Below are 21,201 nucleotides of genomic sequence, written 5' to 3' on the forward strand. Positions count from 1 at the left end.
TGTATGTTTGTATTGTACTTTCCATTATGTGTGGGTATATCCGTGTTACTATTCGAGATAATTAACAAAGTGGATCCGGGTGCCTTTTACAGATATGCTACCGAAGACAAATATAGTGAGGATGTCTTTTTCTCACCTGCAATTGATGCTAAAACAGAGATAGGGGATACCATCACAGAAACGTTTATTGTTATGGATAAAGGATTGCCAGATAACGGCCAAGCCATATTTCATGAGCTTTTAACAGATGAGATTTTATTTCTCTCAAAGCTTGAAGAAAATACGGCCTATATGGACTATTTGGTTGATAATAACTTAACCATAGAAGAATTAATTACATATATGAAGTCGATTTCTAATTTAAGCAATGAAATTTTGAATGGTAGCTTTTACTTTTCAGCAGTAATATTATTTATAATTGTATATATCCTTTTCCAATTTAGATTAGAGTTATATTGGTTGGCAGGAATATTGTATGTATTTTCAATTCTAGATGGTTTTACATCAGGAATCTTTTCAAATGTTTTTTATAACCCTATGCACTGGGTGAGTAAGATGATGGGTCAGGAATACACATTAAATCAATACAACATGTACATAGAGTTCTTACCTAAAATCAAGGAAGCATTTTTAACTTTCATTATATTCGATACTGTAGGACAAATTTATAGGGAGAAACGGGAGAAGAAAAGATTAAAGAAACTCATAGAGATTTATTATTCGCTAGGTGTTGTTTTAAAAATGATGAGAGATTTGAGAACAGCAAATAGTAACAATTCCTTTATAAAGATAACTAAGGTGAACGTTGATTTACATTACCTATGCAAGTATGCATCAAAAAACAGAAAGGATATTGCCTTAAAAGAAGTGAGAGAGCTTACATTAATGTTTTTACGTAGAATTGAATCTAGTTCACTATTAGTAGACGATGTCATCATATTTTTAGAAAGATTAAAAATAGAGTTAAATGGATCTGAGGACTTCCGAAGTAAACTTGATGTACCTAGCCGTCAGGTTAAAAGAAGGTTTAGGAACATGACCTAAGTAGCTTCTGAAGTAATGTTTCTTTAAACAGATTGATTGGATTAAGCGATATAGAATGCTAAGGTTTACCAATGGGAGATTTGTGAATATATAGGATGGTACTCTATAAGAAATATTGATTAAACTTTATTTTGGGGTGATCATATGGAGTTTGTTGGGTTAATTTCTAAAGTGGCGGCAAAATCTTATATAAAGTATTTAGAATCAGCAGTGACTAATTCAAAGTCTTTTCGTGATCTGAAGGATTTGCTGGTTAAAGACAACTTTGAAATAAGTGTAAAAAATATGTTTAAAGCATCGATAACTGATGCAAAAGCTATTACTCAGTTAAGTAATAATTTAACTAAGGAGTTAATTGAAGATCATCGGAACAGGGAGGAATTATTCAGTTGGATTACTTATGGAACACCTCCATTGTCTGAGGTAAAGAAGAAATTAAACCTTGAGCCATATATGGAGCGCTACAGCGGTGAAGGTGAAAAAATCCCTTTGTTTTTTTTGGTGTTCATCGAAAAAATTGAAGAATATAAACTTAAGAATTGGGAAGCATCTGATTTAGAGATCATTTCTAAATTAGGACGGATAGAACATCAACTCGATGAGATTCATTCTCTACAAAAGGACTCTCAAATCAGTTCTAAGAATTTGGAGAATATGGTTAAAGAAATGATGAATAAAAAAACTAGCACAGGGGTTTTGTTTAATAGAGAAATTGAAGATCTTTTATTTGATAATAATATTACAGCTGCAGAAAAACAGATAACAAATGCATTAAAGTCGGTAATTAATACAGGATCGATGGATCCTGATTGGACCAATGAAATCATTATTGACAACAATGAGGCTATCATACTTAAGAAACCAAGAAATCAAGAAGTATTAACTGGGCTAGAAATGCGCCTCGAAGTCCTTATTAAAATTCCTAAAGAATATCAGCACTTTAAGAATTTTGTTGATCTAATTCAGTACGGGACACTAAAACAAACTCCTCTTGAGTTTGAAATTGAAACATTTGAACATTTTGCAGGTGAGAATAAAATAGGGAAGCAGACATCTGGTCCTAATAAATCCTTATCATTGATAGTAAACCCGATCCCATTTCCAGTACTTCAATGTAGATTAATGATAGACAAAATTTGTATTGATGAAAATGTAAAAATTCAAATCGTTGAAGTGATAAGTGATACAGAGATCAGAATTAGTAATAAGAATCAAAATGATCGGATGCTCGAATATGATTTTTTTTACTCAACAACAAATCCCATTAATCAATTTAATTTGAAAATCCCGCTTTTTCGAGGAAACTGTGTTAAATCCCACTTGATGTATTTAAATTTCTTTCGAATTGCCCAACAAAAGAGAGAGATGGAGCTCGTAACAATTGAAGATGAAGAAGGCGTCTTTTCTGCATACTTCACTGATGAACAAAATATCTATACCAACAGTAAACGCATGTACAATATTTTGTCCATGCTAAGTGATATTGAGGATTATCTCGAAGAGAAATTTTTCTTTTCTGACGTGTTTTCTGATGAGGATGTGTTTTACATCGAATATTTGAAAAAAGTAATATCTTTAGAAAATCTTGAAGAAGATATCGATTTTCAAGAGTTTTCTGCTAAATATGATACACTTGAAAAATTAGAGGAGACAATTGGTAAGGAAAACAATATAAGAGGTGAGGGGCATCTAGAGTTTACCCTTCTTAATATAAGAATACGTATTTCTATAGAAGTGGTGTATCCACCGCTATCAATTAAAAATGTTGAAAAGGTTCAAAAGAAGTTGGAAGTTCTCGAAGAGGGCGATCAGATTAGTGTCGTTATGACAAGTGGAAATCAGGAAGATAAAACAAAGGTTAGGTATAGAATTGAGGCATTGACTTCAAAGTAGTGAAATAAAATTGATTCGAATGCAGTATAACAAAAAAAGGCGATAGTTCTGGTTTGCTTTTAATCAGATCTGTTGCTGTTACCAAACTTATAGATTCATCAATGATCTTGATCTTTATAACGGATAGGACTGGAATTATCAAAGATAACTGTTTAGTGAGAAATCATTTTTATGATTGTGAGAAACAAATAATTAGGCATTCCATGCTAGTACAGATCTTACGGCTGAGATGTGTAGGCGCGTGATTAAGAGATAATATTCAGAGAAATCTTACTTAATCGCATTCGTCCTAATGCAATTAAACACCAAAATGCTTTTTTAATTATTTCACTAATCGTGAAAATTACAAAAATCCTATAATTATGAAAATTTGCTCTGATAATTGAGGGTTATACGCTGACTGAGAAATGTAAAATTGGCAAGTTGCCACATCATCCGAATAAATACGAAGAGGTGTAATAATGGAAAACAACAATAATAATGGTTTAATGAAACAAATATCAGATACTATCGGTCTACCCCTAGAATTAGTAAATAAAGCAGTCTCTTTTATGGGAAGTATCATCAGTCCTGCAGCTTTAGAAGCTGGAAGCATCTTACATGATCAGGTTCGATCCTACAGATTTAATAGACAAATTACAATGCTTAATAGTGCTGCTGAGTATTGCCGTAAACATAATATTAAACCTACTCAAGTTGCATTGAAAAATATAGTTCCTTTACTTGAGATTGCTTCTCTTGAAGAAGAGGAATCGATACAAAATATGTGGTCTAACCTACTAAATGATACAGTTAGCTCCGAAAAAAATCATGAGTTAATACCCTCTTTTATTGATGTGCTAAAACAGTTGAGTCCAAACGATGCAAAAGTTCTCAAATATATCAGATCAGTTTGTGTTCCAATTCATCCATACTTTGACATGAGTTCAGATGAATTTTATGAAGATTTAGAAGAGCATACTCTAATAAAAAAGGAAGAATTTCATCTAATTCTACATAACAAATTATTCAGGTTAGGACTGGTTGATTATATTATGCCAACAGAAGGATTAGATAAAATAAAGGATCTTATCTCTGATTTGCAAAATAATTACGATTCAATGTCTGAGGATTTGAGTACATTTCTAAGAAAAAACTATGGAAAGGTTTATTTGGGGACTAATTATGATTGGATTACTACAACATATTTTTGTGATGCATTCATCGAAGCATGTAGTAGTAGCGATTGAATAATTTTTATGTTTTCTCCTAACAAGAAAATGATCATTATTGAATCATACCGAAATTATTATTCCAGCCGATCTGCATCATGTCCGAGCTAAATAGCCTCCTTGAGAGCATTTATCGAGGCATTAATAAGATAGATCGTTTTATTAATGTATGAACAAAATGATTCTGTATGGCTCAAGGATTTAGAGGATGTCTATTATTGGAGTGTTCTAATGGAATTACGAATCAAAGATTGTGATTCATTAGTAGACTCTAATATAGAATGCGAAACTTAAAAATAAATATAATATCTTAATTGAGACTGTTATCTAATATTAGATAACAGTCTTTTGCTGTGTTAAAATATGATAAAGATTCTTCTGAAATCTTTATCCATTAGTATGCATAAATATAGAGAAAATTTTTTTCGTTTTTTCTCACTAATTGTGAAAATTACTGAAGAATTTAAAAGTTAATGGTAAATTTTTCTCTTTTTTTATGAAAATATGTGTTGATGTACAAGCCTTTATTGCTGATTATTCTCACTAATTATGACAACACACATAAGGTGTGTGATGTGGTGGTTAGTGGTGTGCTGTGTCGGTGGTGTTATATTAAATCGAGTTCAGGAGAGGGTTGACGATCATGCAGCAGTTAAAAGGGTTCTATATACAGTTTTTGAGGGAACCTCTGTGGTTTAAAGCATTGATCCTGACTACACTGCTACTTTCCATTGTATTCAGTAGTTCAGCCTTTTCAGAGCAGGTCTATTACCAAAGCATCGCTAAATTAGCTATCGCTATTTTCTTCGTTGCATATGGAGTGAAGCTGGGGGGTAATCGGAAGATTGCTGTAGCGTTCTTTTTCCTGGCAATGATCAGTATCTATTTATCATGGAATAGCTTGGATTTTGCGAATATCTAACATTGAACATATATGACGGTTTCGTATGTATTGTTTCTTATCTAATGAGTGTAATGCAGGGATAAAGTGCTGCTCCGTTTGTGGAGTGGCACCAATTCCCATCTTTAACCGTAGTATCTAAGTATGTCCATTCTATTAAATGTTGGATTGGCAACTATATTCAATAAAGGAGATTACATAATATGAAGAATTGGAAACGCATGCTCTTATCTCTCACAATCTCGGTAGGTTTGCTCGCATCTTCAGTACCAGCTATGGCTGCTCCACAAGGAACTTCCGTCAAGGTTAATGATCAAGCTGTGAAATATGCCACAGGAGCACCAATCCTGGATAAAGGTACGACATTAGTTCCACTGCGGACTACGCTGGATGCCATGGACGTGAAGCTAACAACTGCGACAGATGATACGATCACGGCTGAAGTAGATGGCAAAACGATTACACTCAAAAGTAAGCTTACACGAATCAACGGTGTAACGTATGCGCCAATCCGCATCGTCGGCGATGCTGCAGGTTATGAAGTTCGCTGGGATGCTGCAACGCGCACCGTGCTGTTGGTATCCAAAGGGGGAGCAACTGAAACTGCGCAAACTGGTGGACGTGGCTTCATGTGGGAAGTTGAAAGCAATGGCAACACGGTCTATTTGGTAGGGTCCATGCATATTGCGGATGAGAGCTTCTATCCATTGCGTCCGGAGTTTGAAGAAGCCTTTGCGGAAGCTGATTATCTCGGGGTAGAGATTGATATTAGCAAAGCCGCTGACGAAGAGCAGCAAAAGCTGGTTCTAAGTCTGGGTTCGTATCAGGATGGAACAACACTGAAAGACCACATTTCCAGTGAAACGTATACTAAGCTGGGTGATGTATTGAAGAAAAATGGTCTGGAGTCTAACGCCTTGGATGCATTTAAGCCTTGGGTAGTAGAGAGCACACTTGCAAGTTTGAAGTCCACAACGGCAGGATACGAAGCGTCAGCAGGAGTGGATCTGTATTTCATCCAGAAAGCGATCGAGCGCAAACTTCCAGTTATTGAGTTAGAGAGTTATCAATCTCAACTTGGCATGTTTAACGACTTTTCCAAAGAAACACAAGAGGAAACACTGAAAGCGACAATCGAAAACTTCGACGTGTTGGATAACAGTGTGAAAGAAATGGCTGAGATGTGGAAAACGGGTAATGACGAGCAACTGCTTGAACTGACAAACAGCTTCTCCACTAACGAGGAATATAACAAAGCGATGCTGGTTGATCGTAACATTGGTATGGCGGACAAAATCGATGGTTACTTGAAAAACGGCAAAAGTGAGGAATATTTCATTGTTGTTGGCGCGGCACATTACTTGGGTGATCACGGTATCGTGAAACTGCTTGAGGATAAAGGATATAAAGTAGAACGTAAATAAATATAGATTACTATAGAAGGTAACCCTTTTGTCTCGAATATAAGAGTTGAGAGGGTTACCTTCTTATATATAGAACAAAGACAGATTAAATAAAGAAGATCAAGCTGTAGGATAATACAATTGAACTTAAGAGTTCATTCTAGATTAAAGGTCCTTAATATGGTTAGATCGTGGATTTGATATGTTTTGAAATTAACTCTTTACAAGTGTATGTTCTACATGGTATATTCTATTTCCGGCCAAAAAAACACGAGATACACGGTGCGGCAAGCAAATGAAATAAGCTTCGAAAGAAACTTAAAAAAAGAGCTTGCAAAGTTGGTTCGGACATGATATTATATAAGAGTTGCTGAAGAGAACGACATTCGGTAACAAAAATAAGTTTGATCTTTGAAAACTGAACAACGAGTGAGTAAACATTCTGCTTGCAGAATGAACGCGAAAGTTAGAGACAAGCCTTGGCTTGAATCGACTGGAGCACAAATGAGATTTTTAATCTCGTCAGATTCAAAATGAGCTTATCGCTCTTTTCAATACTTTATTGGAGAGTTTGATCCTGGCTCAGGACGAACGCTGGCGGCATGCCTAATACATGCAAGTCGAGCGGAGTTGATAGGAAGCTTGCTTCCTTGATACTTAGCGGCGGACGGGTGAGTAACACGTAGGCAACCTGCCCTCAAGTTTGGGACAACTACCGGAAACGGTAGCTAATACCGAATAGTTGTTTTCTTCGCCTGAAGGAAACTGGAAAGACGGAGCAATCTGTCACTTGGGGATGGGCCTGCGGCGCATTAGCTAGTTGGTGGGGTAACGGCTCACCAAGGCGACGATGCGTAGCCGACCTGAGAGGGTGATCGGCCACACTGGGACTGAGACACGGCCCAGACTCCTACGGGAGGCAGCAGTAGGGAATCTTCCGCAATGGGCGAAAGCCTGACGGAGCAATGCCGCGTGAGTGATGAAGGTTTTCGGATCGTAAAGCTCTGTTGCCAGGGAAGAACGCTTGGGAGAGTAACTGCTCTCAAGGTGACGGTACCTGAGAAGAAAGCCCCGGCTAACTACGTGCCAGCAGCCGCGGTAATACGTAGGGGGCAAGCGTTGTCCGGAATTATTGGGCGTAAAGCGCGCGCAGGCGGTCATTTAAGTCTGGTGTTTAATCCCGGGGCTCAACCCCGGATCGCACTGGAAACTGGGTGACTTGAGTGCAGAAGAGGAGAGTGGAATTCCACGTGTAGCGGTGAAATGCGTAGATATGTGGAGGAACACCAGTGGCGAAGGCGACTCTCTGGGCTGTAACTGACGCTGAGGCGCGAAAGCGTGGGGAGCAAACAGGATTAGATACCCTGGTAGTCCACGCCGTAAACGATGAGTGCTAGGTGTTAGGGGTTTCGATACCCTTGGTGCCGAAGTTAACACATTAAGCACTCCGCCTGGGGAGTACGGTCGCAAGACTGAAACTCAAAGGAATTGACGGGGACCCGCACAAGCAGTGGAGTATGTGGTTTAATTCGAAGCAACGCGAAGAACCTTACCAGGTCTTGACATCCCTCTGACCGGTACAGAGATGTACCTTTCCTTCGGGACAGAGGAGACAGGTGGTGCATGGTTGTCGTCAGCTCGTGTCGTGAGATGTTGGGTTAAGTCCCGCAACGAGCGCAACCCTTATATTTAGTTGCCAGCACTTCGGGTGGGCACTCTAGATAGACTGCCGGTGACAAACCGGAGGAAGGTGGGGATGACGTCAAATCATCATGCCCCTTATGACCTGGGCTACACACGTACTACAATGGCCGGTACAACGGGCTGCGAAATCGCGAGATGGAGCCAATCCCAACAAAGCCGGTCTCAGTTCGGATTGCAGGCTGCAACTCGCCTGCATGAAGTCGGAATTGCTAGTAATCGCGGATCAGCATGCCGCGGTGAATACGTTCCCGGGTCTTGTACACACCGCCCGTCACACCACGAGAGTTTATAACACCCGAAGTCGGTGGGGTAACCGCAAGGAGCCAGCCGCCGAAGGTGGGATAGATGATTGGGGTGAAGTCGTAACAAGGTAGCCGTATCGGAAGGTGCGGCTGGATCACCTCCTTTCTATGGAGAATCGTTTCCCGAGTGGAAACATTCAAAACTGCAGCTTAGCTGCAAAACACTCACTCGTTGCTCAGTTTTGAGAGCTCAAACTCTCAAAACAGCTTGCTTTTGCATGGAGCTTGTTCTTTGAAAACTAGATATCGAAACGAAACAAACGCGAATTAGAACATTCCTTTTTAGCTGAACTTGTGCAAACAAGTCAAGTGTATAAAGGTAGTTAAATTGCTTTTGTGATGGTATCGGGTGAGAGCGACTTTTGGCTTTGCGCAAGCAAAACAAGGGAAGCGAGCGACCGAAACCGGAACAAAATGGTTAAGCTACTAAGAGCACACGGAGGATGCCTAGGCGCTAGGAGCCGATGAAGGACGTGGCGAACAACGAAACTGCCTCGGGGAGCTGTAAGCAAGCTTTGATCCGGGGGTGTCCGAATGGGGAAACCCAGCTGGGGTAATTTCCAGTTACTCATAACTGAATACATAGGTTATGTAGAGGCATACCAGGGGAACTGAAACATCTAAGTACCCTGAGGAAGAGAAAACAATAGTGATTCCGTCAGTAGCGGCGAGCGAACGCGGAGAAGCCCAAACCAGAGAGCTTGCTCTTTGGGGTTGTGGGACGTCTCACATGGAGTTACAAAGGAACCGGTTAAGCGAAGAGGTCTGGAAAGGCCCGCCAAAGAAGGTAAAAGCCCTGTAGTTGAAAGTTGGTTCCCTCCGAGACGGATCCCGAGTAGTGCGGGGCACGTGAAACCCCGTATGAATCCGGCAGGACCATCTGCCAAGGCTAAATACTTCCTAGCGACCGATAGTGAAGCAGTACCGTGAGGGAAAGGTGAAAAGCACCCCGGAAGGGGAGTGAAATAGAACCTGAAACCGTGTGCTTACAAAAAGTCAGAGCCCGTTTTAGGGGTGATGGCGTGCCTTTTGTAGAATGAACCGGCGAGTTACGTTCCCGTGCAAGGTTAAGGTGAAGAGCCGGAGCCGCAGCGAAAGCGAGTCTGAATAGGGCGACTTAGTACGTGGACGTAGACCCGAAACCGGGTGATCTACCCCTGTCCAGGGTGAAGGTGCGGTAACACGCACTGGAGGCCCGAACCCACGCATGTTGAAAAATGCGGGGATGAGGTGGGGGTAGCGGAGAAATTCCAATCGAACTCGGAGATAGCTGGTTCTCCCCGAAATAGCTTTAGGGCTAGCCTCGGAAAACAGAGTCGTGGAGGTAGAGCACTGATTGGGTGCGGGGCCCGCAAGGGTTACCAAGCTCAGTCAAACTCCGAATGCCATAGACTTACTTCCGGGAGTCAGACAGTGAGTGCTAAGATCCATTGTCAAAAGGGAAACAGCCCAGACCATCAGCTAAGGTCCCCAAGTGTGTGTTAAGTGGGAAAGGATGTGGAGTTGCACAGACAACCAGGATGTTGGCTTAGAAGCAGCCATCATTTAAAGAGTGCGTAATAGCTCACTGGTCGAGTGACTCTGCGCCGAAAATGTAACGGGGCTAAACACACCACCGAAGCTATGGCTTGATGCTTTGCATCAGGGGTAGGGGAGCGTTGTATAAGGGTTGAAGGTGTACCGTAAGGAGCGCTGGACATTATACAAGTGAGAATGCCGGTATGAGTAACGAAAAGATCAGTGAGAATCTGATCCGCCGAAAGCCTAAGGGTTCCTGAGGAAGGCTCGTCCGCTCAGGGTAAGTCGGGACCTAAGGCGAGGCCGAAAGGCGTAGTCGAAGGACAACAGGTCGAAATTCCTGTACCACCGTAAGCCGTTATGAGCAATGGGGGGACGCAGTAGGGTAGTGACGCGGACTGATGGATGTCCGTCTAAGCAGTGAGGCTGATGTGTAGGCAAATCCGCACATTGTAAGGCTGAGCTGTGATGGGGAGCGAAAATTATAGTAGCGAAGGTCATGATCTCACACTGCCAAGAAAAGCCTCTAGCCAGGTGATGGTGCCCGTACCGCAAACCGACACAGGTAGGCGAGAAGAGTATTCTAAGGCGCGCGGAAGAACTCTCGTTAAGGAACTCGGCAAAATGACCCCGTAACTTCGGGAGAAGGGGTGCCCCGGTAGTGTGAATAGCACGAGGGGGCCGCAGTGAAAAGGCCCAAGCGACTGTTTAGCAAAAACACAGGTCTGTGCGAAGCCGTAAGGCGAAGTATACGGGCTGACGCCTGCCCGGTGCTGGAAGGTTAAGGGGAGTGGTTAGGGAGTAATCCCGAAGCTGTGAACCGAAGCCCCAGTAAACGGCGGCCGTAACTATAACGGTCCTAAGGTAGCGAAATTCCTTGTCAGGTAAATTCTGACCCGCACGAATGGCGTAACGACTTGGGCGCTGTCTCAACGAGAGATCCGGTGAAATTTTAATACCTGTGAAGATGCAGGTTACCCGCGACAAGACGGAAAGACCCCATGGAGCTTTACTGCAGCTTGATATTGAATTTGGGTACGATCTGTACAGGATAGGTGGGAGCCTTTGAAGTGTGAGCGCCAGCTTGCATGGAGGCAACGTTGGGATACCACCCTGATCGTATCTAGGTTCTAACCTGGTACCGTAATCCGGTGCGGGGACAGTGTCAGGTGGGCAGTTTGACTGGGGCGGTCGCCTCCTAAAGAGTAACGGAGGCGCCCAAAGGTTCCCTCAGAATGGTTGGAAATCATTCGAAGAGTGCAAAGGCATAAGGGAGCTTGACTGCGAGACCTACAAGTCGAGCAGGGACGAAAGTCGGGCTTAGTGATCCGGTGGTACCGCATGGAAGGGCCATCGCTCAACGGATAAAAGCTACCCTGGGGATAACAGGCTTATCTCCCCCAAGAGTCCACATCGACGGGGAGGTTTGGCACCTCGATGTCGGCTCATCGCATCCTGGGGCTGAAGTAGGTCCCAAGGGTTGGGCTGTTCGCCCATTAAAGCGGTACGCGAGCTGGGTTCAGAACGTCGTGAGACAGTTCGGTCCCTATCTGTCGTGGGCGTAGGAAATTTGAGAGGAGCTGTCCTTAGTACGAGAGGACCGGGATGGACGTACCGCTGGTGTACCAGTTGTTCCGCCAGGAGCACCGCTGGGTAGCTATGTACGGACGGGATAAACGCTGAAAGCATCTAAGCGTGAAGCCCCCCTCAAGATGAGATTTCCCAGTATGTAAGACCCCTTGAAGACGACGAGGTAGATAGGCTGGGGGTGGAAGTGCAGCAATGCATGGAGCTGACCAGTACTAATCGGTCGAGGGCTTATCCAATAGCAAGTTGTAAATCGCATGTTTCGTTTCGAATCTAGTTTTCAGAGAACAACACTCTGAAATGTAAGCTACGCGTTTGGTGGCGATGGCGGAGGGGTTCCACACGTACCCATCCCGAACACGACCGTTAAGCCCTCTAGCGCCGATGGTACTTGGACCGCAGGGTCCTGGGAGAGTAGGACGCCGCCAAGCAATAGGAAGACACACTTGATGATATCGAGTGTGTCTTTTTTGTGTTACTATTTTCTGCCGAGAAACAAACTAACTATATAGATAAGACAGCATCAATATAATCATTTATATGAAGACCCTCAGTATTAATAATTAGACTACGGATTAATACTGATATACATACTTCCATATGATTAACTTCAGATTTTTAGCTCGTTCAGCAACCTTTCAGTTGAATTTAACGTACGTTTCAGTGGGATAGGGTATAGTGAAGCCAAGTAAAGAGGAGGAGAACCATAATGAATATATCTTCTACAGCCAGCTCCACTACATCATACATATCGACATCTTCGAGCTCGGACAATTCAAGTAGCTTGGAGAAACAAAAGACGAAGCTTGAGGCTCAACTGGAGAAAGTGCAATCTAGCAAGGACGATGAGCGAACCAAGGAGACAAAGACCAAACAGCTTGAACAGCAAATTAAGCAGATTGAGGCACAGATTGCACAGCAAAGCTCTCAAGGAGCCGGTACAACTGCTACGAAGGAGGCGCTATCTGCCCAACCACCATCCAATGGAATGGGCGTAGCTACCCCTAAGGAGATTGCAAACGCAACAACAGATAGTAATGGCCGATTTGATATACGCATCTAATGACATCTAATTTAGGATAAAACAAAAGCCCAGACCGATCTATATTGATCGTGCGGGGCTTTGTTTATTTGTTTGTTAGATTATTTATGAAGTCTACCTACATTCCATTTACGTTCCATTTATTTGCTATCTGTTGCTGTTATTATCTGTTAACGTTATTCAGGGCGCAGCGCGTTTATTCGATCCGTAAGGGATCGTTTTCTATAGTATACGGCTATGGTTGCGAGAACCAGCATTTCGGACAGCGGTACGGCAAGCCACACACCCGTGACACCAAAGAATGAAGGGAGAATCGCAATCAACGCAATCATGATAATCATTTCACGCGCAGCTGTGATCCAAATGGCCATTTTGGCATTGCCTACAGATTGGAAATAGGTGCTCATGACAAAGTTAACACCCATAAACACATAGGCAAATGTAAATATACGTAATCCGTAAACGGCATTATCCGTTACGCCACTACTGAAGTTTCCAAAGATTTGCACGAAATAAGGCGCACCGATCTGAACAACAACCAGTAACAATAGACCGCATGCGAGAGCCGTTTTGGTGGCTAACCGTATTGTTTGTTGTACCCGTTTAATCTGATTGGCACCGTGATAATAGCTGATCAGAGGTTGGGCAGCAGACGCCAGACCCAGGAACGCTAACAGTACCACACCATGAATATAGTTCAATACGGTAAAGGATGCTACACCATCCGTGCCCGCAATGCGGTCCATGGAGATATTGTGAGAGACAGAGAAGACCGACATGCCGAGTTCAGCCAGAAAGCTGGGGAAACCAATGAGCAGCAGGGAAGCCAGCAGTTTGTTGTTCCATTTGAACCGGGTGAACGTGAGATTATTTGTTTTTTTGAAAAAGTGAGTGAACAGGACAAGTAACGCAAGAGACGCTGATACAATTGTACCGAGGGCCACACCGCGTACACCCCATTCGAGTACATACAATGTTATATAATTGATGATGATATTGGCTATAGCAAACGTAATCTGAGCGTACATGGACGTGTTGGGATTACCATCGTTTCGTACAAAGATAGAGAGTGCATTCTCAATGGTGAAAACGAATCCGAACAATAACATGATATTCATATAATCCGAAGCAAACGGGAAGGTCTCGGCGTTAGCACCGAGGGAGTATACCAGCTTGTCTTTGAACGTAAATGCAGTATATCCAATGGCTATCGTAACTAGCATAATCAGCATAATGGATTTGGTAAAAATTTGTTTGGCTGATGTGATATCTTTTCTACCCATAGCGTTGGAGTACAAGGTTGCCCCGCCCATACCGATCCACAGCGACATAGCAACAAAAAGTGTGTAAACAGGTGAGGCAATGCCGATTCCCGCCATCGCGGTAGAACCCAGTTTGTGTCCAACCATAATGCCGTCGATAATAAAATTAAAAGCAACTACCAGCATCCCCAATACAGAAGGCACGAGGTAGCTTATAAAAGCTTTACCTACAGATTGCCCTTCCAAGGGATGCGTCCAATTCGTATTCATAATGACCTCCGTTAGTAGACTGAATGTTCATTCTGTATTTAAAAATACTGAACGTTCGTTCTGTATGATAACACGTCGTGAATTCTCTTGGCAACTTTTGCGTTTAAATATCGTTTATGTGGTAGAGTAGGTTGATATTTATAAAGCGGGAGGATTCTCTTGATGAAACAAAATAAATACGATGAATCTGAATTTTTCAATAACTATAGTAAGATGGCACGTTCCGTTCAAGGGCTGGATGCAGCGGGGGAGTGGCATGAACTGCAGACTCTATTGCCTGATTTGAAGGACAAACGTGTGCTGGATTTGGGATGTGGTTTTGGCTGGCACTGCCGGTATGCGCGGGAGCAGCAAGCGAGTTCAGTGATCGGAGTAGATTTGTCTGAAAATATGCTTCAGCGTGCTCGTGAAATGACGGACGATCCACAGATCCGGTACGAGCAGCTGGCGATTGAAGATATTGATTTTGCACCGGGACAATTCGACGTTGTGATCAGTTCACTTGCTTTGCATTATATTGAACGGTTAGACACGGTGTACGCTAAGATCAATGATTTTCTCGTAGAAGGGGGCACATTTGTACTATCTTCCGAACATCCCATCTTCACCGCTCGTGCTGCCCAGGATTGGCATTACGGACCCACAGGTGAGATTCTTCACTGGCCCGTGGATGATTACCACGATGAAGGGAAACGTGTGGCGAACTTTCTGAATCAGGATGTGGTCAAATATCATCGCACACTGGCAACACATCTCAATGAACTGATTAAGGCGGGGTTTGCTATTCAAAAGGTGGCTGAATCCAAACCATCACCGGAGATGATTGAACAGGTCCCAGGCATGCGAGACGAGAATCGGAGACCGATGTTTCTGATGATTGCTGCGGTTAAAGTATAACGAAGAAAATGATACGTTAGACCAGAGGGCAGAATTAACTGATGAAGTGGTGCGTTCGCTTATAAGCTTCCTGATAGAGATTTCTAACAAGCAAACTTGAAGGAATCAGCGTGTTCAGCGATGTTGAACATGCTGTTTTTTATTTTGCTACAATAATAAGAAATAATGTCCAAAACAGGGAACCAAATCACATTAGACTCAGTCATATTAAGTGAGGTGAACAACAGTTGGATGATCAATTACTGGCACAAGCTCAGACCATAGACAATTACACACTTAGCAGCATAATGGATGACTACGGAAATGACGTGTGGAATTACGCTTATTTCCTGACCAAAAGTGCCGAACAGGCAGATGAATTGTCACAGGAGGTATTTATTCGGGCGTACTCGGGGATCGCTCTTTATCGTGGGGATTGCTCACTGAAAACATGGCTGTTGACGATTACTAGGAACACGACTTTTACATATCGAAAATCCAGATTTTTTCGTAGTAGCCTGTGGGGAGAGACGTTACCCATTGAGACAGAGCGTGGGGATTCAAGCCAAAGAGTCATGATTGCAGAGCAGCCTGCACATCCTTCGGCCGAGATGGAAGTGATGCGTAAGGAGCATATCCATGAAATCTGGGATATTGTTCTGGCGTTGCCGAAGAAGTTCCGGGAGATCCTTTTGCTGAATCTGAAATATGAGCTTACGACGAGTGAGATTGCTGAGATATTGAAAATCAGCTTAGGCACAGTAAAATCCAGACTATCCCGAGGTAAGGATAAGGTACGGAAACAATGGGAGGAGCGAAGCAAATGAGACACAAGGATGAGCAATGGGAGAAGGAAATCCGGAAGGGACCGTTTGCTTCGTCTCCTTTTACGGAGGATCACAAGCGAAAGGTGCTTCAACAGGTGGAGTGGATGAAGAAGTCGGAAGAGGGGAGCAAGGGAGATAGGTCAGAGGACAGTTCCAGGCCATCCAGGCCGTTTAGACTGAAAGTGAACAACGTGTCCCACAAGCGTCGCCCTAGAAAAGGACCTCTTGTTGCCGGCACAGGTGCGTTGGTTATTGCGGCTGGATTGTTCCTATGGATCTGGAATGATGGACAGCTGGTGAAACCCGTAATCGAGCAGGTCTATCCGACAGCAACGTTACAGTTATCCGATGGTTTGAACACAAATCTGCTAACCGACAAAATGAAAAGAAATGTTGCGACTACGATGCGAGATGATCTGGGTAAACAGCTGAAGATTATGAAAGTGGAAGACCTGCCTGTGTCCGGCAGAATATATGTAGAGGCTGGAAATGAAAGCGAGAAGGAGTATGCGCAGATATGGCTCGATGCGACAACAGGAAATCTGCGTGAAGTACAGATGAGACGTGAGATGCAGCCAAGCGAGTTGGAGCACCGTTATCTGCGTCAAGTTCCAACGCTTTTGCAAAGTATAGGCAGCACTCCAACGCTTAAACCTGCATCAGTCAAACGTTTTGTGAGTATGAAGCAAGGGGAATTGGAGCCGATATCACATACGACATTAGCGTTAGAGAATGAGACTGGCCATGGTTATGGGGAGATTGTATGGCAGCAGGACAAGGCTGTATCGATCACAGGCGACCTTAGACCTGATCAAATATCACAGGCAGCGCTGGCGGATGCCAGAAACGCAATTGAGGCTCTGTCTGGTAAAGCCAATCTTGATCTGGTAAGAGCAAGCCGAAGCAAAGATGATGAACTCGGCAAAGATACAGTCTCCTTTTCCTTTAAAGATAACTACTTTGTCCAGATGACCGAAGGAAAAGAGGGCTTGGGTTATACGGTTGGGGATGCTAATCATTATGAGCAAGACTTTGCAGACTGGGAAGAAATAGAGGCTTATTATCAGGAACTATATAACATACAGGAGTCTCTTCTTAGAGAAGGAGTAGAACCTATAATTAAAAAAATATTTAAAATGGATCTTCAAGCGTATAAACTTCACCGTAATCCTGACCATCCAGGCATGGTCACATTTGAACTGGAGTCGAGCACGGATGTTTTTCAGGTTGAATACAGGGAAGATGGACGGATCAAGATGATTACCAGAGGTGAGTTATAGGGCTTGATCTTATATGTTACAATTTACTTCATAGATGGAATGAGTATAAGGAGATAACGATGAAATATTTGGTGAGTTCATGTCTGGCGGGGGTAGCTTGCCGTTACAATGGAACAGCGAGCCTGGATGAGAAGATTCAGGAGCTTGTGAAGCAGGACCAGGCTAAGATGGTATGCCCGGAGCTGCTTGGTGGATTCTCCACTCCGCGAGAACCGGCTGAAATTATCGGTGGCACAGGCAAGGACGTGCTGGCAGGCACTGCAAAAGTGATCGAGAAAAGTGGCAAGGACGTCACAGAGCTGTATATCAAGGGAGCCTATCAGACGCTCGAATGGGCGCGAGAATTGAATGTATCGTGTGTGGTACTGAAGGAGTTTAGTCCGTCCTGTGGTACACAGAAGATCTATGATGGGAATTTTGCCAATCAAAAGGTAACTGGAGAAGGTGTCACCTCAGCATTGTTGAGACAAGAAGGATATACCGTCATTTCTGAAAATGAGTGGATGGAGCAACTATAGGTCGCATAGATATCGTTTCATATTCACAGAAAAGCCGCTGGATTATATTCTGGCGGCTTTTCTGTTGTCTCCCATTACTTTTCTCATTAAAAGAATAAAGTCAATTTTCCTGAAATGCTAACAAACAATATGGATACATACGATATAGATATAAGATATATAAGGCTATCTACTATTTAAAGTGGGGGAATAATCATGTCAATTCAGTCTAAGCCAAAATATAAGAAAGGAAATAAACTCAAAAATATGAAATTAACAACAACGATGGTCATCATGACTGTGATTAGTCTAATCGGCTTGTTTACTGTCTTTCTGATTGGAATTTTGGGAATGAACGAAGCAAAAACGGGACAAGGTATCCTCTACAATGACCGTTTCCAGCATCAAACCAATGTTCTTGAATTGAAAAGTAATTTCTATAATATGCGCGCCAATTATACAAAGGTTCTTGATAATGCAGAGTACACCGACAAACAGTACGATCAGGTTCAAAAAGGTAAGAAGAGTATCACGGATGGCTTGAATGAATTTTCAGCAAGAACATTGGATACCAAAGAAAAAGAGATATTTGCAGATTTGGTAGCAAAGATGGATACATATTATCAGGATATTGAGCAAATCATGGATAGCAAAAAGATGTCGGGCACCTACGATAGTGAAGAGAGAGGAAGAATTAACAAAAGCAGTACAGCGATTGTGGAGACGATCACCCTTTTGAGTGCGCATAACGAAGAAGAGTCAGCCAAGCTCTATGCGGATACACAGGAAGTAATTCAGCAGCGAGCATTGGTGCTCGGTTCGGTTCTTTTGCTTTCCCTTGCAGCGCTCATTCTGATTTCATTTGTAATGATTCGCAGTATACGTCAACGAATGAAAGCAATTACCCGTTATTGTGAAGAAATAACAAAAGGCAACTTAACGGCATCCTTGGATCCGCACCTAACACAGGGAAATAATGAGATAAGTGTCATCGCACGAGCTATTCGTACAATGACCGATTCCACAACAAATGTCATTCGTGGTGTAGTTCAGGAATCTCATCATATCAACCAGGTTAGCGATCTTACCAACCAGAATATGGCTGGTCTGAATGAACGAATTCGTGAAGTATCAGCTACAGTTGAAGAGCTCTCTGCTGCAATGGAAGAGGCTTCAGCCCATACGGAAAATATGAATCATTCGGCTGCTGAGATGCAACAGGGAGCCGAATATATATCGGAACAGACATCTAAACAAGCAGAGTCCGCGTATGTGACCAGCACGAAGGCTGAAAAGTTGAAGCAGGAAGCCCGCGAATCGAGCCGAGCAGCCATAGACATGTACGATCATACGAGTAAGAAGATGTCAGAAGCGCTGGAACGTGCAACTGCTGTAGATCAGATTGGTATATTATCTCAATCTATTTTGGATGTTACGGCGCAGACTAATCTGCTTGCACTCAATGCATCCATTGAAGCTGCAAGAGCTGGAGAAGCAGGCAGAGGTTTTGCGGTTGTAGCAAGCGAGATTCGAAAGTTGGCTGATGATTCCAGACAGGCTGCCGATCAAATTCAGCAGGTCACGGAAGAAGTTATGCAGTCTGTAACCAATCTGTCCTCGAATGCCAAAGAATTGCTATCCTTTATGTTCAATCAGGTTGGCAAAGATTATAAATTATTGGAGGATACAGCTGAACAGTATTATGTCGATTCTCTTGATCATGCCAATGCCGTTAAAGATCTCAATGCAACCTCACAACAAGTGACTGCCAATATCAAAATACTAGTGGGCTCCATTCATGAGATTGCATCAGCAAGTGAACAATCCGCCGCATCCAGTCAGGAAATCGCAGGACATATGGTTGCCTCTGCTGCGCAATCTGTGGAAGTAGTTAAACAATCTGATCAAGTCAAGGAGAGTGCATTAAATCTGAATAAGCTGGTTCAAGATTTCAAGATTTAAAAGGAGAGAGTCGCAGATAATCCACTAGGCGCCATGTAAGTGCCTAGTGGATTATTGCTGTCTTCATCCAATACTTACTTTTATAAACTAAGAAACAATAATGTGCGTACTTTTAATTTATACGCATAGGTCCTAAACTAATACTTGAGATGAAGTCACTTTAACATTATTGTTCAACATAAAAAAATATATAAAAGGACGTGGAGCTGCATGGAAGTTACAACAAAGTCAAAGACAAAGGAAGACATCTTAAAGGCATATCATTTCCGGCATGCAACAAAGATATTTGATGATACCCGTAAAATCTCGGATGAGGATTTCCAATTTATATTGGAAACAGGCAGATTATCTCCAAGTTCCATTGGTCTTGAACCGTGGAAGTTTCTGATTGTACAAAATCCGAACCTGCGTAAGCGTCTGTCCGAAGTCTCTTCCGGCGCTCAAAAGCAATTGGCTACAGCAAGCCATTTTGTTGTTATTTTGGCCCGATCAGATGCCAGTTATAATTCTCCTTATGCGGAGTACATGTTGAAGGAAACAAAGGGAATGCCAAATAACGTATTTGAGCTAACAAGTGAGGCTTATGGAAAGTTCCAAAATAATCAGAAAATTCTGGATAATCCAAGATCATTATTTGACTGGGCATCTAAACAAACTTATATTGCACTTGGCAACATGATGACGGCGGCAGCTCAGATCGAGATTGATTCTTGTCCAATCGAAGGTTTCAGCCGTGAGGACGTCCACCGTATTATGGAAGAAGAGGGTTTGCTGGAAAATGGCGCATGGGGCGTCTCTATGATGGCAGCCTTCGGTTATCGGGTAGAGGAGCCCCAACGTGAGAAGTCCCGACAATCCGTTGAGAAAATCACGCAATGGATTAACTGAATTCAGCGTGAATCCAGCATGAATTCAAAAATGATTATCTAAGATCTTACATTACAGATCAGGATCAGAGCAGAATCGAAACAGCCCGATATTTTCCACCTGTTAGAAGCATGGAAAGGGCTGTTTTTCTTTTTATAAAAAAGAACTTGAAAATACATAGATGTCTATGTATAATGAGGTCATGCCTAAATACAACGCAATTGCACTGATTGCAAGAATCAGGGACCATGTCAACAAACGGATTGTACACGAATTGGAACAGCATGAGGTAACAGGGATTGTTCCTTCTCATGGGGATGTATTAATGTTCTTGTACCGGGAAGAGACGCTGTCGATCAAGATGTTGGCTGAACGTGTCCAACGCACGCAACCAACGGTAACAGTACTGGTCAACAAGCTGGAGAAGCTTGGCTATGTTGAACGCAGCAAGAGTGCCGAAGATAGCCGGGTGACGATGATTCGCCTTACTGATCAGGGGAAGCGTCTTGAACCGATCTTCCATCAGGTATCAGAGCAGATTAATGACATCATCTATAGTGGCTTGTCCGATGAACAGTCGGAGCAATTGGAGAGCTTGCTGTCCATGATTGTCCGAAAGTTATAATGAATGAACTCTTCTGTCTGCAACCCTTCCAGATTTGGATGGGGTGGAGGCAGAGGAACCCAAATATTTTTTTAACCAAATGCATAGATGTCTATGTATGTGGAACGTATCAATGTAACCCCATTTTCGC

At 42.8% G+C, this 21,201-nt stretch carries 14 protein-coding genes and 3 rRNA genes; 16 read left to right on the top strand and 1 reads right to left on the bottom strand.

Annotated features, from left to right (window positions below):
- Positions 1–3 precede the first annotated feature (3 nt).
- The 9 genes from AC4E8D_RS03340 to AC4E8D_RS03380 all read left to right on the top strand — a co-directional run bounded on the left by AC4E8D_RS03340 (position 4) and on the right by AC4E8D_RS03380 (position 12,626).
- Positions 4–1,044, top strand: coding sequence for a hypothetical protein (locus tag AC4E8D_RS03340; RefSeq protein ID WP_490205859.1), 1,041 nt, complete (start codon positions 4–6; stop codon positions 1,042–1,044).
- A gap of 144 nt (positions 1,045–1,188) precedes the next feature.
- Positions 1,189–2,937 (top strand): hypothetical protein, encoded by a 1,749-nt coding sequence (locus tag AC4E8D_RS03345; protein WP_490205860.1) that lies wholly within the window; start codon positions 1,189–1,191, stop codon positions 2,935–2,937.
- A gap of 461 nt (positions 2,938–3,398) precedes the next feature.
- On the top strand, positions 3,399–4,166 hold the full coding sequence (locus AC4E8D_RS03350; RefSeq protein ID WP_490205861.1) for an Abi-alpha family protein: 768 nt from the start codon (positions 3,399–3,401) through the stop codon (positions 4,164–4,166).
- Between the two features lie 625 nt (positions 4,167–4,791).
- Positions 4,792–5,070, top strand: coding sequence for a hypothetical protein (locus tag AC4E8D_RS03355; RefSeq protein ID WP_221825693.1), 279 nt, complete (start codon positions 4,792–4,794; stop codon positions 5,068–5,070).
- 182 nt (positions 5,071–5,252) lie between these two features.
- On the top strand, positions 5,253–6,473 hold the full coding sequence (locus AC4E8D_RS03360) for a TraB/GumN family protein (RefSeq protein WP_221825695.1): 1,221 nt from the start codon (positions 5,253–5,255) through the stop codon (positions 6,471–6,473).
- A gap of 538 nt (positions 6,474–7,011) precedes the next feature.
- A 16S ribosomal RNA gene (locus tag AC4E8D_RS03365) occupies positions 7,012–8,564 on the top strand.
- 310 nt (positions 8,565–8,874) lie between these two features.
- Positions 8,875–11,802: ribosomal RNA gene (locus AC4E8D_RS03370) — 23S ribosomal RNA — on the top strand.
- 75 nt (positions 11,803–11,877) lie between these two features.
- A 5S ribosomal RNA gene (rrf, locus tag AC4E8D_RS03375) occupies positions 11,878–11,994 on the top strand.
- The 16S, 23S and 5S rRNA genes sit together here, the layout of an rRNA operon.
- 278 nt (positions 11,995–12,272) lie before the next feature.
- Complete coding sequence (locus AC4E8D_RS03380) at positions 12,273–12,626, top strand: FlxA-like family protein (protein WP_221825673.1); 354 nt, start codon at positions 12,273–12,275, stop codon at positions 12,624–12,626.
- 155 nt (positions 12,627–12,781) lie between these two features.
- Here AC4E8D_RS03380 and AC4E8D_RS03385 read toward each other — a convergent pair whose 3' ends face one another.
- Positions 12,782–14,137, bottom strand: coding sequence for an MATE family efflux transporter (locus AC4E8D_RS03385; protein ID WP_221825670.1), 1,356 nt, complete (start codon positions 14,135–14,137; stop codon positions 12,782–12,784).
- Between the two features lie 162 nt (positions 14,138–14,299).
- On the opposite strand from AC4E8D_RS03385, the gene AC4E8D_RS03390 reads away from it, so the two are divergent.
- The 7 genes from AC4E8D_RS03390 (at position 14,300) to AC4E8D_RS03420 (ending at position 21,071) form a co-directional block, all read left to right on the top strand.
- Entirely contained in the window at positions 14,300–15,034 is a 735-nt protein-coding gene (locus tag AC4E8D_RS03390; protein ID WP_221825669.1) for a class I SAM-dependent methyltransferase, read from the top strand.
- A 227-nt stretch (positions 15,035–15,261) separates the two neighbouring features.
- The gene (locus tag AC4E8D_RS03395) at positions 15,262–15,840 is read left to right on the top strand and encodes an RNA polymerase sigma factor (protein WP_221825667.1); all 579 of its coding nucleotides are present in this window, start codon (positions 15,262–15,264) and stop codon (positions 15,838–15,840) included.
- Positions 15,837–17,120: a hypothetical protein gene (locus tag AC4E8D_RS03400; protein ID WP_221825666.1), complete on the top strand. Its 1,284-nt coding sequence runs from the start codon at positions 15,837–15,839 to the stop codon at positions 17,118–17,120. The genes AC4E8D_RS03395 and AC4E8D_RS03400 overlap by 4 nt, the downstream gene beginning before the upstream one ends.
- Before the next feature lie 59 nt (positions 17,121–17,179).
- On the top strand, positions 17,180–17,638 hold the full coding sequence (locus AC4E8D_RS03405) for a 2-thiouracil desulfurase family protein (protein WP_221825664.1): 459 nt from the start codon (positions 17,180–17,182) through the stop codon (positions 17,636–17,638).
- Between the two features lie 195 nt (positions 17,639–17,833).
- Positions 17,834–19,579, top strand: a complete 1,746-nt coding sequence (locus AC4E8D_RS03410) for a methyl-accepting chemotaxis protein (protein WP_449005445.1) — start codon at positions 17,834–17,836, stop codon at positions 19,577–19,579.
- Between the two features lie 210 nt (positions 19,580–19,789).
- A complete protein-coding gene (locus AC4E8D_RS03415; RefSeq protein ID WP_339306708.1) occupies positions 19,790–20,467 on the top strand; it encodes an NAD(P)H-dependent oxidoreductase in 678 nt (225 codons plus the stop codon).
- A gap of 160 nt (positions 20,468–20,627) precedes the next feature.
- Entirely contained in the window at positions 20,628–21,071 is a 444-nt protein-coding gene (locus AC4E8D_RS03420) for a MarR family winged helix-turn-helix transcriptional regulator (RefSeq protein ID WP_313771532.1), read from the top strand.
- Positions 21,072–21,201 lie beyond the last annotated feature (130 nt).

It is taken from the genome of Paenibacillus sp. SRL342 (assembly GCF_984798905.1).

Excerpts from the sequence above, each read along its gene's own strand:
- AC4E8D_RS03340 (WP_490205859.1), top strand. The coding sequence starts at position 4 with ATGTTTGTATTGTACTTTCCATTATGTGTGGGTATATCCGTGTTACTA.
- AC4E8D_RS03345 (WP_490205860.1), top strand. The coding sequence starts at position 1,189 with ATGGAGTTTGTTGGGTTAATTTCTAAAGTGGCGGCAAAATCTTATATA.
- AC4E8D_RS03350 (WP_490205861.1), top strand. The coding sequence starts at position 3,399 with ATGGAAAACAACAATAATAATGGTTTAATGAAACAAATATCAGATACT.
- AC4E8D_RS03355 (WP_221825693.1), top strand. The coding sequence starts at position 4,792 with ATGCAGCAGTTAAAAGGGTTCTATATACAGTTTTTGAGGGAACCTCTG.
- AC4E8D_RS03360 (WP_221825695.1), top strand. The coding sequence starts at position 5,253 with ATGAAGAATTGGAAACGCATGCTCTTATCTCTCACAATCTCGGTAGGT.
- AC4E8D_RS03380 (WP_221825673.1), top strand. The coding sequence starts at position 12,273 with ATGAATATATCTTCTACAGCCAGCTCCACTACATCATACATATCGACA.
- AC4E8D_RS03385 (WP_221825670.1), bottom strand. The coding sequence starts at position 14,137 with ATGAATACGAATTGGACGCATCCCTTGGAAGGGCAATCTGTAGGTAAA.
- AC4E8D_RS03390 (WP_221825669.1), top strand. The coding sequence starts at position 14,300 with ATGAAACAAAATAAATACGATGAATCTGAATTTTTCAATAACTATAGT.
- AC4E8D_RS03400 (WP_221825666.1), top strand. The coding sequence starts at position 15,837 with ATGAGACACAAGGATGAGCAATGGGAGAAGGAAATCCGGAAGGGACCG.
- AC4E8D_RS03405 (WP_221825664.1), top strand. The coding sequence starts at position 17,180 with ATGAAATATTTGGTGAGTTCATGTCTGGCGGGGGTAGCTTGCCGTTAC.
- AC4E8D_RS03410 (WP_449005445.1), top strand. The coding sequence starts at position 17,834 with ATGTCAATTCAGTCTAAGCCAAAATATAAGAAAGGAAATAAACTCAAA.
- AC4E8D_RS03415 (WP_339306708.1), top strand. The coding sequence starts at position 19,790 with ATGGAAGTTACAACAAAGTCAAAGACAAAGGAAGACATCTTAAAGGCA.
- AC4E8D_RS03420 (WP_313771532.1), top strand. The coding sequence starts at position 20,628 with ATGTCTATGTATAATGAGGTCATGCCTAAATACAACGCAATTGCACTG.